The organism is Kaistella jeonii, assembly GCF_000812865.1.
Taxonomy (GTDB): domain Bacteria; phylum Bacteroidota; class Bacteroidia; order Flavobacteriales; family Weeksellaceae; genus Kaistella; species Kaistella jeonii.
Genome location: NZ_JSYL01000007.1, coordinates 104,476 through 118,634, shown reverse-complemented (window position 1 = coordinate 118,634; position 14,159 = coordinate 104,476). Strand labels below are relative to the sequence as shown.

Below are 14,159 nucleotides of genomic sequence, written 5' to 3'. Positions count from 1 at the left end.
TTGATGGATGTTGGGTGATGCTTCGGCAAGCTCAGCACAAGTGGATGATGGATGTTTGAGTTATTTATACGTTATTGGTTCTGCTTTCTTTTTTATCAGACTTGCTTTAGAGGAAAGCGAGACTACACAAATGATGAAAAAAAGTGCTTTCCTGCTAAAGGCAAATCCGCTGAAAAAAAGTGATATGAAGTGCTTTTTTTGTACAATGTACAATGTCGGATGTATGATCTTACGGGTCGTTGAAGTGGAGGATGAATTTTTTCATGATTTGGAGCATGAAGGTTAGTTTATATGAGGGTTTTTGAAAGAACCCAATTTCCCGCGAAGCTGTGAAGCCGCAATGGTTTTGGAACCATTGTAAGTGTCGTTCAACTATGTGTTATAGAAAGCGGGCTTAGTAATTGAGAAATCTGAATACAAAACAGCGTGGGTCTCAACATATCCGCACTAGAGGTACTGGTATACCCACACACGTGATAAGTGAGCCCACGCCGAAGCGTGAGCTACTTTACTTATCATCTTGCGTGTTTAAAAATTACCAGTTTTCTAGTACAAGATTCTAAGCAATAGCTTCTAATATTCTTTGAAGTATCGCAAAATTACATCTTTAGATATAATCATAAGACAAATATAATAAAAATATTAGAAGTAAAGCATATGATTTACCATTTATTTTAAAATATTAGCAAAATTGCTAAATGCCAAAATTGAGTGAGGAAGATAAAGCTTTAAGAAAAAAGATTATCTTAAGGATAATTGAGTTACGCGGTAATAAAACAGATAAGCAAGTAGAATTTGCTCATGAGTTAGGTGTTGATAAACAGCAAATAAATAGTTGGGAAAGCCTCTCTAATAATAGAGGCATATCAATTTACAGTATAAATAAAATATGTAAAGGACTTGATAAAACTCTTAAAGAATTTTTTGATAGTCCAATTTTCATTGATGAGAATTAAATCCTAAGACGAGCTCTGTCTTTTTCTTTACTTTCCGATTGCTTTATAATATCTATCTGAGCCTTGTTGCAGAATTTCTTCAGTTTCTTTTAAATCTTTTTGAAGATTTACGACCCAAGCGCAAAGTACGATTATGATTATTACTGCGATGATGTTATAGATTTTAAGGGTTTTCATGGGATTGGTTTTTGCAAATATATCATTGAAAAACTTTGTATAGAAAGGGTGTAAAGACCCTTTTTTTGTGTTTTTTGGGAAAGCTTAAGGTACTTATATAGAATAATAATATATTTGGAAAGTAATACATATAACTTCACCCAAAACCAATAAATTACTTTAAATTATGGCACGATGTACAGCCCCCGCTGCCGCGCCCCCCCGCTGCCGCGCGAATCCTTTCGCGTGGTCCCCCGCTGCCGGAATCCCTCCCCCGCTGCCGCGCGAATCCTTTCCCCCGCTGCCGCGCGATTGCATCGCGTGGTACATTGTAACTATTATACCTTTGATAATTGCTGCAGCCATCGTTAGCCCCCGCTGCCGCGCGAATCCTTTCGCGTGGTCACCATAAATAAATTTCTGTATTTCAAATAATTTCTGTCTTTTAATGGGATAAACAGTATTTTTACTTAACCCCCGCTGCCGCGCGAATCCTTTCCGTGGTCACCATAAATAAATTTCTATACTTCAAATAATTTCTGTCTTTTAATGGGATAAACAGTATTTTTACTTAACAAAAACCAGCAATGAGTAGAAATTATAAATTCCATAATCCAGAAGGGCTTTATTTTATCAGCTTCGCAGTGGTGGGGTGGCTCGATATCTTTATAAGGAATGAGTATAAGGATCTGTTTCTGGAAAGTGTCAGGTTCTGCCAAAAAGAAAAAGGATTAGAAATCCACGCTTGGTGCATAATGAGCAGTCATGTTCATTTTGTTTTTAGAAGTGTAAAAGGTCAGAAACCCGAACTGCTGATCGGTGACTTGAAGCGATTTACCAGTAAAGCAATTGTAAAAGCGATTATAGAAAATCCTAAAGAAAGCCGAAAAGAATTCTTACTCGAATTTTTTAGAAAAGAAGGTGCGAAAAGTTCAAATGTCACTCAGTATCAGTTTTGGCGTCATGATAATAAACCGATTGAATTGTGGAGCAACAGCGTAATTAAACAAAAAATCGATTATGTTCATCAAAACCCTGTGGAAGCGGGCTTGGTTTTTAGGGCGGAGGATTACCGATACAGCAGTGCGATTGATTATGCCGATGAAAAGGGACTTTTAGAAAATATTGAAGTATTTAGATATTATGGGATTTAATAGAGAAGACCACACGAAAGGATTCGTGCGGCAGCGGGGGAAACCGTAATTGAGATTAGAATTTTCTGAGCAATGATTACTGTTTTTACAAAAACAGGCATAAAAATTTGCACATAATTATTTAATTAATTATATTTGCAATATAAATCCCCTGCATGCCTCTGATATAAGCACACTTTGCAGGGCTTATTTTTTTTATGAAGTACGCAAAAGAGCCATATGCTAACATTGAACATATTAAACTTCTTAGAGAAAGAGGGTTAATTATTGATGATGAGCACAGAGCTGAAAAGTATTTAGATTCCATTGGATATTATAGATTAACTGGATATATGTTTCATTTACAAGATAAAAATGATAATAATAAATTTGTTACCAATAGCAATTATGATGAAATTATAAATTTATATAAATTTGATAAAGCTTTAAGAGGTATAATCAGTGAATACATTGAAAGAATCGAAGTTTGTGTACGTGCAAAACTATCGAATAAATATTCTATTAAATATGGTTTTTACTGGTATCTAGACCAAAATCTATTTGCAGATCATAGATCGCATGAAATTATTATAAATGAAATATTTAATGCATTTAGTGATCCAAAAGAACGTTTTTTAATTTCATTTAAAAGAAAGTATTCAGGTGAAAAATATCCGCCTTCAAATATGGCGTTAGAAATATTATCATTTGGAAAACTTGCGAGACTTTATTCCGCTTTAAAAAATGAAGAAATAAAAAATGAGATTGCTAATGAATTTAAACAAGTCTCATCTATTTTATCTGGATATTTAATTTATATCAATAACGTAAGAAATATTTGTGCTTCAAGACTGTGGAATAAAAAAGTAACTGCCGACAGACCTGCTATTCCAAGTAGAAAAAAATATAATTTTAAAGGAAATATACCTGATGATTTCAATACAACTGTATATGGAATTGTATCCATCATACATAGACTTCTTGAACCATTTAATCCATCTAACAAGTTTACTCAAAGAATTGCAAAATTAATAAAGGAGTACAAAGTAAACCCTGAACTAATGGGCTTTCCAAGTGATTGGGAAAACGAAGCAACCTGGTTAAAGTAGTAAATAGCTGCTCTAAATCCTAACGATCGTTGGGATTTTGACTTGTCCTAAAATAGGTTTACACAAAAAAGTGTAAAAATGAATCAAGAAAGTATAGCCATTTTAGGACAGTGGCGTAACAACAAGCTGTATTTCACAGATCATGAGAAAAAGTTGATTATCGAAGATTATCTCTCTGGGAATGAGACCAAGCAAACAGTTTATAGCCGTTATACTGGGTATCCATCTGAAAATGGTAAAATAACGATGTGGATGCGTAAATTTGGTATTGATGATAAATTCGCAAAAAACACTAATTTTGAGATTATGCCAAAGCAAAACAAAGAAAAATCACAAATTTCTGATGATTTTGAGATGCTCAAACTCAAGAAACGAATATCAGAGTTGGAAAAACAGTTGCAAACAGCTGAAATGAAAGCCATTGCTTTTTCAACCATGGTAGATATTGCTGAAAAAGAGTTTAATATTCCTATCCGAAAAAAGTCCAATACCAAGCTATAGAAATAATGAAGGAAAACTTCAAGAGTATAAGTTTAGCCGACTTATGCTCATGGTTTGGTGTGACCAGACAGGCTTATTACCAAAGTAAAAATCGCGTTCAACAGGATTTAATCGAGCAAGAGATATTGCTGGGCAAAATCGGCGATATTCGTAAAAATCATAATCGTTTAGGCGGAAGAAAATTATTTTTTAAACTAGAGGATTTTATGGATGAACATCATATAAAAATGGGTAGGGATGCTTTTTTTGATTTACTTAGGGATCATAATCTACTCATAAAACAGCGAAAACGTTATCATGTAACCACTAACTCGAATCATTGGATGAAGAAGTATCCCAACTTGATTAGAGAGATAGAACCTCTTGGTCCTAATCATGTTTGGGTGAGTGATATCACTTACTGGAAAACAAAAGGTGGGCACTACTACATCAGCTTTATTACGGATGCTTATTCAAGAAAAATCGTTGGTTATCAAGTTGCTGATACAATGGAGGCTGTAGAAAGTGTAGCTGCTTTGAAAATGGCAATTAAAACACTGAAACCAGGTGCTGATGGACTCCTGCATCATTCCGATCGAGGTTCACAATATTGTAGTTCAGTTTATGTAAAAACGCTAAAGAAAAGCAATATCGCAATATCAATGACGCAGAATGGTGATCCACTAGAAAACGCTATTGCAGAGCGTATTAATGGAATAATAAAGGGTGAGTATTTATTTGATTATGAGATAACATCTCTTTCAAAAGCAAAAGAGGTCCTAAAATCAGTTGTCAAGCTATACAATGAAGATCGTCCTCACTCAAGCATTGGCTATGCGGCTCCATCTCAAGTACACAACAATAATACGGACTTGGAAATAAAACGATTATGGAAAAATTACTATCAAACACACCAAGCATGCGAAATCATACGGTAGGTTTTTTTAGGCATATCTTCAGAATAGGTATTAAAAAACTCAGAACCGAAATCCTGAGTTTACCTTATCTGATCAACCTATTCCTCATTAGTTGCTCCTCAGCAGAGCTAATTTCCGCTTCAGTTGATAACAACAAATGTAAAACTATTTTAGGACTAAAATTTAAATGTAAATTTGTACAAGGACTATCAATAAATAAAAGTTAAATCTGTAAACTTTTTTTAGGACGGGTCAAACATCCATCTTCCCTCCTCCAACATCCCAAATCCCTCTTCTCAAATATATTTCTCAGGAAAAACCTCAAATAAATTTTGATTATTTCAAAAAAACGCTATTTTTGCAAACCCAATTGAGACTTCAATTTCTCCGGAAATAAAGTTAGGCCCTATAACTCAGCTGGTTAGAGTAGCTGACTCATAATCAGCAAGTCCCTGGTTCGAGCCCAGGTGGGGCCACAACATTGGAATGGAAGCACTTACCGCGAGGTAGGTGTTTTTTTAATATTAAATCTCTACTTGGAAATTGATTTTTAATTGTTTGAACACATTAAAAATAAAAATTGGACTTTTATGTGATATTATTTTATAATCCAATTAAAATGAAAGAAAATAATTCTAAAAATAAACTAAATAGATTGAAAATAAATTCGAATACCATTATTATTCTAATAACTTATTGAATTGTTTATTTAAAAAACAGTTAATAAATTAGTTAATTTCATTTATATCTGTCATTTATATTTGTAAATTGTTACTAATTGTATATATTTGCTTTTGACATGAAATTTTAAATTATGGAAAAGAAAAAATTATCTTTAGCTGCTGCTTCTATCTTTGGAAGTGCTTTAGCTGCAATTATTGGAGTCACTGCGGACAATAGCGTCGAAAACACGTTAAGTAATGATGGGAATGTGAATATTATTTCAAATAAAACTAAAAAACCAATAACTGTACTTAAGTTAAATCCTAGCAATCCTGAGGCTAGTAGACTTATTGCTCAGCATGGTTCGCACTCATCACATAGTTCGCATTCATCACACTCATCGCATAGATCGAGTTCTTTTGTATAACATCTATGGATTATATTTTTAAAGAAAATACAATTCATCTGTACTTTAATAAAAGTTTATACACACTTGATGCACTTTTTAAGTGTATATACTGGTATGGTAATAATTGGAACATAGTTATAGATGAGCATCCTGAGAAAATTGAATATTACGCATTAAATATTAGTCCGAAATCTGAAGATCTATCTCTGGACCATAACAAGGTTAAACTTTTTGTATCTAAATTCATTAATGACATTAATGATTATCAGTTACGAGATATAATTACTAAAGAAACAAAGAATATTAGAGATCTATTAGTTGCAAAAGCATTTTCATCTGGTGAATTTGATGAAGAGCCTCCTGGTGAATTTGAAGATTTTTTAGGAACTGTACAATAAATTATGGAAGTATTAAGAGCAGATAGGAAGTTTAAGGATTTTAATTATTATAACCTTAAACAAGATAATTATTTTTTACTCCCCTTTAAATTTCACCGATTAAAAAACAATAAAGAAGTTATTGTGAATGAGGTAGGTGATTTTATCATAGTAGATCCAGGAACTGTAGAAAAAATTGTAAAAAGGCAAGTGTCAAAGGAAGATGATGAAGATTTATATGCTAACTTATTAGCAAATTTTTTTATATCAGAGGAAAGAATCAGCCCACTTATTGATGTTTTAGCTACCAGATACAGAACAAAAAAGCATTTTCTTAATTATTTTACTGGGTTACATATATTTGTAATTACTCTTCGATGTGAACATACTTGTTTTTATTGCCAAGTTTCTCGAGCAACAGAAAATAAGGATATGTTCGATATGAGTATTGAAAATATTGATAGAGGTATAGAGTACATGCTTAGATCACCAAACCCTCATGTGACCATGGAGTTTCAAGGAGGTGAAGCATTGTTAGCATTTGATAGAATAAAATATGCAGTTGAAAAAGCGGAAGTAGAAACTTCCAAAGTAGGTAAAGGATTAACTCTCGTTGTTTGCACAAATTTAGCTGTTGTTAATGAAGAAATTTTACAGTATTGTAAAGAACATAAAATACTTATATCAACATCATTAGATGGCCCAAAACATGTCCATGATCATAATAGGCATAAACCACGCGCAAGTAGTTATGAGTTCGCAACAAATGGAATTAACTTAGCTAGAGAAATTCTTGGGCATGATCAAGTTTCTGCACTAATGACTACCACAAAATATTCTCTTGACTATCCAATAGAAATCGTTGAAGAGTATTTCAATAGAGGTTTTTCAGGTATTTTTCTAAGAAATATCAGTCCTTATGGTTTTGCATTACGTACTGAGAAAACTAAATACGAAACTGCCAAATTCCTTGAATTTTACAAAGTTGCTCTAAACAAGGTTTTGGAGTTTAATCTAAATGGAACATATTTCACTGAAGATTTAGCTAAAATCTTCCTTCAAAAAATGATTACTCCATTTGGTGTAGGTTATGTTGATTTACAATCTCCTGCTGGACTAATTAATGGAGTGATAGTATATAATTATGATGGAAGTGTCTATTGTACTGATGAAAGTAGAATGCTAGCAGAGCAAGCTGATTTCACTTTTAAATTAGGAACACTTGAAAATTCCTATGAAGAACTTTATTTCGGAGATAAGGCAATGGAAATTTCAGAAGTATGGGCAAATGAAGCACTGACAGGATGCTCAGAATGTGCATTCCAACAGTATTGTGGTGCTGATCCAGTTCACAATCATGCCACTCAAGGTAATATGTATGGTTATAGACCAACAAGTGACTTCTGTGAAAAAAACATGAGTGTCATTGAATATTTATTAGAGCTAATGGATGAGAATCCTGAAATTAAAGAAATCTTCGAAGGATGGGTTGCGCCAAGGACGCACTAGTTAAAATTTTGAGGTACAATGAATTTAAGAACAAAAGGTAAGGCTGAAAATATAGAGGAAATTTTTATTGGTAAAGTAAGTTTCAAAAATTCCGAGGAAGAATTTATTGAGGTTCATTCTATTGATGGAGATATTGTCTTTGTAACTAAGGAGTATTTACCAAATAAATCAAAGCAAGTTTTTAATATAAAGAATATTTGTGATTTCAGTTTAGAAGATGTTGTTTCAATAAATGGAGCAGGCGGAATAAATATTCTCTACAGAAAAAATTCATTTCATAACACACTCCTATTTACAGAACGGTGTAATAGTAATTGCCTAATGTGCTCGCAACCTCCAAAAGATAAGGATGATACAAAGGTTTGGCATTACATCCACTCCAAAGCCATTCCTTTAATTCCCAAGGACTGTTTTGAATTGGGAGTATCAGGTGGTGAACCCACCATATTGGGTGATAATTTTTTTAATCTAATCCAACAAATATCACATGAACTACCAGATACAAGCATCCATGTATTGACAAATGGTAGAAATTTTGCAAAAAATCATTGGGCTGAAAGATTAGGTAAAATAAACAATCCTAATATGATGTTAGGAATACCATTATATTCTGATTTTTATCAACAACACGACTATATAGTACAAGCCAAAAACGCATTTTATCAAACTATTTTAGGATTACACAATTTAAATAGATACAATATAAGGTTAGAATTAAGAATTGTTTTACATAAACAAACAATCGGGAGACTAAAAAACCTTTCACAATATATTTATAAAAATTTACCATTCATTGAGCATGTAACCTTTATGGGCTTAGAAAATATAGGATATACCCCATTCAACATGGATAAATTGTGGGTTGATCCTTTTGATTACAAAGAAGAGCTAGAAGAGGCTGTTTTATTTTTGAATAAGAAAGGTATGAGGGTTTCAATCTATAATACCCAGTTATGTTTATTGAATGAAAAGTCACATGAATTTGCGAAAAAATCTATTTCTGATTGGAAAAATGAGTATTTGGAAGTCTGTGATCTTTGTAAAAAGAAAGAGGAATGTGCAGGTTTCTTTAGATGGAATTTGGATATGAAAGGGAAACATGTTACTCCATTCGTGTAATAATTTTTATAAATTATTAGGTTATGAAATTTGGATTTAGAACCCCCAGTTTAAAGAAAAGAATTTCAGCTCAAATATCTCCTAAAAGATATTTAAGAGACAATCTGGGATTTAAAGTTCCTAAAGGATACGGTTTATTTACAAATCCAAAGAAAGCTGTTTATAACAAACTTTATAATAAAACTTCTACCGGTTGCATTCTTTTAATTGCACAAATCAGCATATCGGTCTTTATAGTATTATTTTTTATTCGTCATTAATGTTCTAGAATATAAATATTATACTCATTAATTTCTTTAATTTTCTTTAGCCTAAAAGACTTTGGTATTTCATATGTGTGATCTTTGCCTAATAAAAAATAAATTCTCTTAAAATCGTCAATTTTTACGTTTTTTAAAGATCTTAAGTCCGCAACCATTGCATTTTCCTTCGCATAAATCTTTGCTACAATTGGGAATTCAGTTACAATTAAATCATTTTTTTCATGAATTCTAAGAACTTCTAAAACTGGCTCTATTCGCGAGTACTTCTCATCATTGGAAAAGTTTTTCCTAGTTTCGAAAGTTTGATAAATTAAAATTGGAATTATGAGAGCAGATGCTATAATAGTTTTATCAGAGTACTTTAAATAAATCAAATTTAAATAATAGCTAATAAATATTGCTATTAAAGGAAAGAAAGTTGTAGTATATCTTAAGGTTTCAAAGGGAGTAACTCTACCAGTCAAAAGATAATTATAATGTCGATAGTGAAGAAAAGTAACTAGGTAATAACTTCCAATAAATAATACTACTAAGTAGATAAATTTATTACTTTCTTTTTTAAAGAAAAAAAGAAAAATAGATATTATAAGCAAAACACCTGATATTCCCCAAAGTTCAAAAGACATCATTCCTTTAAAAAAAGCAACTGTATTATCAAATAGATATTTTAATGAAAAAGTACTACTTCCAATGTCACTGGAATATTCCATTTCCGTATCATATACTCCTAATATTAATGTTAATAGAAGTGAGGTCAGAGTGATTGCGATAATATTAAATGCAATGTGCAAATGATATTTCACTTTATAAAAAAGTAAAATTATTGCAAAGATTATGAATAATATAAAGTTCTCTCTGTTAGAAATACTTGCAATACTTGCACATAATAAAAAATAGTAGAAATATTTATTACTTCCTTTTTTAAAATATTGAGAAGTTAGAATTAAACAAAGAAACACAAAAAGTGAAGAAAATATTTCTGAATTTCCTGTAGTTGAAAATAAAGGATAGAATGGCGTTAAACTAAGAATTAATGTGAAAATTACTCTTTGACCTTTTTCTTTTTCAAAGGTATAAAATGCCATTAATATTCCGAATGTAATTATTAAATTAAGAAGGAAAATATTAATATAATCACTTCCAAATATTTTATTGAAATTGTACACTACGTAAGCAAAAGTTGTATAATGAGCACCATATGATAGGTACGATATACAATCTTTATAAGATCCAATATCACATGAAATGCACTGAAAAATATTTTCTTTGTTTAAGATATGATTTTCAAAATTCAATGCATTATCATAATAAATAAATGAGTCCTCATATTCTAATCCCCAAAAATTAAATTCCAGGAAAAGTAATCGACTCAAAAAAAATATGGCAATCGTAAAAACTAAGAAGTAAATTTTTTTCATTTAATGATTATGCGAATAAAAGTAGGAACTAATAGTAAGTGTAATGTATCTGTTTTAAAATGAATATATAATAATTGAATTTATAATTAATATATAATAATTGAATGTACAATTAATAATTTAAAATAAACTTAATATTTAACCCGTTTTAAAAGATATAATTAAACAGAACTTTTTTCACATAACTATTTAAAGATGTTGAATGTTTGGCTATAAAGAGTTAAATTCACCTAGTATTTAGGTGAAAAATTATTGCTGGTATCCTTTTGAGCCTGCTTGTACATATTCAATATTATCACTATAATTTAATTTCAAAATGAATCTCCCTTTTGCAAAAAATTTATCAACTTCCAATTTAGCTTCTGTTTTCAACAATACTTCTGCAACCTATAAATTCTATTGGTTATTAAGTATTGTTGAATTAGTCGAAGAAGGAATTATAGAAATTCCTAAAACAAAAATTTTCGCAAGAATGATCAGTAATTCGTGGTACACCATCAATTATTTTCATTTGTCTTTTGGAAAGCAGGATAAATTTCAAACAGCAGTAGAAGAAATATTGATTTCTGAAAATCTAACTATTGATGCGAAAAAAGATAATATAAATTCCACTCTGGAAAATTCTTCCATTAAATCTACAAGAAAAAATTTATTTCATTTTGATAAAAATGTTCCACATTGGTTTCTTTCTTCGTGGTTTCCGAGCAAGAACAGGAACGAGATTTATATTGCTTCACAATCTTTCGAAAACAATTGCATATATGCACTTCATTCTGATAAGATTGTAATTAATGCGGAATGGATTGAATACTTACAATTAAATTCAAAAATTATAAAAGATTTCTGCTACTGGAATTTAGCATTGTTTTTACAAAATAGAAATCCAAATGTTCCCGACATTCCTAATAAATTGATTAAGCCTCCGGTTAGAAATGGTCTGTCAAAACAAACTAATCAATACTGGAAAATAGTATTTGAGGATAAAGGTTTTATCGAATGTATTTTTACCGGAAACAAATTAACTTTAGAAGACAGAAATTTCGCATTGGATCATTTTGTTCCTCATGCTTTTGTTTCTCACGATTTGATATGGAATCTTGTTCCTATAGATAAATCTTTTAATTCTTCCAAAAGTGACAAACTTCCTTCCATTGAAAGGTATTTTGATAAGTTTTTCTATCTTCAAAAAATGGCATTTGAGATAGTGAAAGATAAAAACCCAAAGAATAAATTCATCGAAGAATATCTAACCATATTCCCAATATTAGAAAGTGTAGATGATTTTAATTATCTACGATATAAAGAAAGTGTTCAGCCACTGATTACCATTGCAAGTAATAATGGTTTTTTATTAATGTAAAATGAATAATCAAAATCCAAATACTCACCTAACCGCGATTGAGAGAACGTCACTTTCTTATCCAGCGCGAATTATCCAAAAGCAAAACAAATTAGTTGGAAAGATTCTTGACTTTGGTTGTGGTATTGGAAAAGATGTAGAAATTTTAAAAGAAAAAGGTTTTGACATTGTTGGTTATGATCCTTTTTATTTTCCAAATTTTCCGACCGAACAATTTGATACAATTTTATGTTTCTATGTTCTTAATGTCCTGCTTCCAGAAGAACAAGCAGAAGTTTTAATGAATGTTTCACATCTTCTAAAACCAAACGGGAAAGCCTACTTTGCAGTAAGAAGAGATATTCAGTACGAAGGTTTTAGAATTCATAAAGTGCATAAGAAAGAAACATTTCAATGTATTATCAAACTTCCATATGTCTCAATTTTTAAAAATGAAAATTGTGAAATCTATGAGTATCTACATTATACAACAGCAAATAGAGGAAATGAAACGTTGTCTCCATTTTTGATAGGAGAGGAAACCAGAGAATTAATAGTGGAAACAGCTACAGTTTTTTCTTTCTCTGATAAATTTCCAGTTTCAGCAGGACACGCTTTGATTGTTCCTAAAAGACTGGTTTCAAATTATTTCGAATTAACACTCAAGGAACAAACTGCTTGTTGGATCGTTGTAAATAAAGTTCAAAAAATTCTTCAAGAAAAATATAATCCAGCTGGTTTCAATATCGGAATCAATATAAATGGAGAAGCTGGACAAACGATTTGGCATTCGCACATTCACATTATTCCCAGATACAGTGGAGATGTTGTCAATCCGAGAGGTGGAATCAGAGGAGTTATTCCTCACAAAAAAGAGTATTAAAATTCTATTAAAGAACTTTCAAGTTCAGCTTTTTCCAACTCATTTTTCTAAATTTGCCTCTTCAATTTTAACAAACCCTACAAATGATCGACAAAAACTTCTATCTCGAAAACCTTTCCGCCTTTGATATCCTCATTCAGGATGATGACCATAAACAGGCGAAGGAAGTTATTTTTCGCGTGTATAGTATGTTGCAACGCGACAAAATCTGGCTTCGTGAGGTCGCGACAGAAGAGGAGATCTTTGAAGAAGACGCTGAGCTTTTGGAAGAGGTTGAGGAAGAACTCAAAGAACTCGATCTGAAATATGATTTTCGTTTCGATGATTTTTACAAATTGGTTCAACAGGAAATGCGGAAAATTCAATCACCATCAAATTTGAATCTTACATCTGATCAATTTGAAGTTGAGGATGATGAAGAAGATTTTAAGGAAGATGATGATTTCGATGAAGACGAGGAGGATTTTGACGAGGAAGATGATGATGAGGACGACGAGGATCAATTCAGCCATCTTTCTGATGAAGAACTGGATTCCGTTACCGATTATATTCTGGAAAGTGCAAAAACAAGATTCGATTATACAGCGCTTTTAACCGAATTTCCGCATACGGATGAATCTTTTTTAGATGACGAATTTATTTTGCCACTCATCGCCGCAAAAGCTTTTGGGGAAACCGATCAGGAGATTGCGGAGAAAATGCTGGAGAGTTTTGAAATGTCCGGTTACCAAATTGAGATGCAAGAACTCCTCAAAATGATTGAAAAGAAAGGAAAAGAACTGGGACTCGAGATTTTAGCTTTTAAGATCGCAGCCGACTCTTTGCAGCAAGGAGCGCATCCAACTGCGGTGGTTCATCAGATCTCCCAGTTATTAAGAGCTTAAGTAAGTTGAATAAAATTTCGGTAGCTTTCTGACAATTTTGAATTTATCTTTGTTCCTTTAGAAATCCTACAAAATTTCGTCTCATGTCTCAAAAAATTGAATCAAAACTTCTTCATAAAAATACAAAACCGACCAGCATGCGGATTTTGGTTTATGACTTTTTAAGCGTGCAGGAAGCGGCACTTTCGCTTTCTGAAATTGAAAATCATTTTGACAATGCCGATCGCACAACCATTTACAGAACTCTAAAAACTTTTGAAGAAAAAGGAATTGTCCACAGCATTCAGGAGAATTCTACGACGAGATATAAGTTGTGTCATGATGATTGCGACGAAAAAACGCACAAAGACTGGCATCTGCATTTCTACTGCAAGATCTGTAAACAAACGACCTGCAAAGAAGATATTTCCTTTCCAGAATCGGTGCAGGGAAATTTTAGAATTGATGAGATCCGGCTTTTTGCAAAAGGAATTTGCGAAAATTGCCTCGAAAGTTTGCAATAGCATTGCATTTGCTATACCGTTACCTTTGCAATAAAATTATT

16 protein-coding genes and 1 tRNA gene are annotated in these 14,159 nt (G+C 31.9%); 15 read left to right on the top strand and 2 right to left on the bottom strand.

Annotation, left to right across the window (positions count from 1 at the left end; all coding sequences use genetic code 11):
• Nucleotides 1-698: 698 nt before the first annotated feature.
• The gene (locus tag OA86_RS10730; RefSeq protein WP_039352832.1) at nucleotides 699-956 is read left to right on the top strand and encodes a helix-turn-helix transcriptional regulator; all 258 of its coding nucleotides are present in this window, start codon (nucleotides 699-701) and stop codon (nucleotides 954-956) included.
• Nucleotides 957-983: 27 nt separating this feature from the next.
• Here the strand turns inward: OA86_RS10730 and OA86_RS15795 are convergent, their stop codons facing one another.
• A complete protein-coding gene (locus tag OA86_RS15795; protein ID WP_169743954.1) occupies nucleotides 984-1,133 on the bottom strand; it encodes a hypothetical protein in 150 nt (49 codons plus the stop codon).
• Between the two features lie 566 nt (nucleotides 1,134-1,699).
• Here OA86_RS15795 and OA86_RS10720 point away from each other — a divergent pair.
• From OA86_RS10720 to OA86_RS10675, 10 genes are all read left to right on the top strand, one after another.
• Nucleotides 1,700-2,266 (top strand): REP-associated tyrosine transposase, encoded by a 567-nt coding sequence (locus tag OA86_RS10720; RefSeq protein WP_039352827.1) that lies wholly within the window; start codon nucleotides 1,700-1,702, stop codon nucleotides 2,264-2,266.
• A gap of 197 nt (nucleotides 2,267-2,463) precedes the next feature.
• Entirely contained in the window at nucleotides 2,464-3,354 is an 891-nt protein-coding gene (locus tag OA86_RS10715) for an Abi family protein (protein WP_039352824.1), read from the top strand.
• Between the two features lie 78 nt (nucleotides 3,355-3,432).
• Entirely contained in the window at nucleotides 3,433-3,855 is a 423-nt protein-coding gene (locus tag OA86_RS15365; protein WP_052257487.1) for a hypothetical protein, read from the top strand.
• Between the two features lie 5 nt (nucleotides 3,856-3,860).
• Nucleotides 3,861-4,772: an IS3 family transposase gene (locus tag OA86_RS10705; protein WP_126340433.1), complete on the top strand. Its 912-nt coding sequence runs from the start codon at nucleotides 3,861-3,863 to the stop codon at nucleotides 4,770-4,772.
• A gap of 381 nt (nucleotides 4,773-5,153) precedes the next feature.
• Nucleotides 5,154-5,227: transfer RNA gene (locus OA86_RS10700), tRNA-Ile, on the top strand.
• A gap of 338 nt (nucleotides 5,228-5,565) precedes the next feature.
• Complete coding sequence (locus OA86_RS15870) at nucleotides 5,566-5,841, top strand: hypothetical protein (RefSeq protein WP_039352821.1); 276 nt, start codon at nucleotides 5,566-5,568, stop codon at nucleotides 5,839-5,841.
• Nucleotides 5,842-5,846: 5 nt separating this feature from the next.
• Nucleotides 5,847-6,221 (top strand): His-Xaa-Ser system protein HxsD, encoded by a 375-nt coding sequence (gene hxsD, locus OA86_RS10690; protein ID WP_052257486.1) that lies wholly within the window; start codon nucleotides 5,847-5,849, stop codon nucleotides 6,219-6,221.
• A 3-nt stretch (nucleotides 6,222-6,224) separates the two neighbouring features.
• On the top strand, nucleotides 6,225-7,709 hold the full coding sequence (hxsB, locus tag OA86_RS10685) for a His-Xaa-Ser system radical SAM maturase HxsB (protein WP_039352818.1): 1,485 nt from the start codon (nucleotides 6,225-6,227) through the stop codon (nucleotides 7,707-7,709).
• Nucleotides 7,710-7,727: 18 nt separating this feature from the next.
• Nucleotides 7,728-8,828 carry a His-Xaa-Ser system radical SAM maturase HxsC gene (hxsC, locus tag OA86_RS10680; RefSeq protein ID WP_039352817.1) on the top strand — a complete coding sequence of 367 codons (1,101 nt, stop codon included), beginning with the start codon at nucleotides 7,728-7,730 and terminating at the stop codon, nucleotides 8,826-8,828.
• Between the two features lie 23 nt (nucleotides 8,829-8,851).
• Nucleotides 8,852-9,088, top strand: a complete 237-nt coding sequence (locus OA86_RS10675) for a hypothetical protein (RefSeq protein ID WP_039352814.1) — start codon at nucleotides 8,852-8,854, stop codon at nucleotides 9,086-9,088.
• Here the strand turns inward: OA86_RS10675 and OA86_RS10670 are convergent.
• On the bottom strand, nucleotides 9,085-10,509 hold the full coding sequence (locus OA86_RS10670; RefSeq protein WP_039352811.1) for a glycosyltransferase family protein: 1,425 nt from the start codon (nucleotides 10,507-10,509) through the stop codon (nucleotides 9,085-9,087). The genes OA86_RS10675 and OA86_RS10670 overlap by 4 nt on opposite strands.
• A gap of 316 nt (nucleotides 10,510-10,825) precedes the next feature.
• Here OA86_RS10670 and OA86_RS10665 point away from each other — a divergent pair, with 316 nt between their 5' ends.
• From OA86_RS10665 to OA86_RS10650, 4 genes are all read left to right on the top strand, one after another.
• On the top strand, nucleotides 10,826-11,869 hold the full coding sequence (locus tag OA86_RS10665; RefSeq protein WP_039352809.1) for an HNH endonuclease domain-containing protein: 1,044 nt from the start codon (nucleotides 10,826-10,828) through the stop codon (nucleotides 11,867-11,869).
• Nucleotide 11,870: 1 nt separating this feature from the next.
• The gene (locus tag OA86_RS10660; protein WP_039352805.1) at nucleotides 11,871-12,731 is read left to right on the top strand and encodes an HIT family protein; all 861 of its coding nucleotides are present in this window, start codon (nucleotides 11,871-11,873) and stop codon (nucleotides 12,729-12,731) included.
• A gap of 83 nt (nucleotides 12,732-12,814) precedes the next feature.
• Complete coding sequence (locus OA86_RS15715; RefSeq protein ID WP_039352803.1) at nucleotides 12,815-13,615, top strand: hypothetical protein; 801 nt, start codon at nucleotides 12,815-12,817, stop codon at nucleotides 13,613-13,615.
• 83 nt (nucleotides 13,616-13,698) lie between these two features.
• Complete coding sequence (locus OA86_RS10650; protein WP_039352799.1) at nucleotides 13,699-14,118, top strand: Fur family transcriptional regulator; 420 nt, start codon at nucleotides 13,699-13,701, stop codon at nucleotides 14,116-14,118.
• The last annotated feature ends 41 nt before the right edge of the window (nucleotides 14,119-14,159 follow it).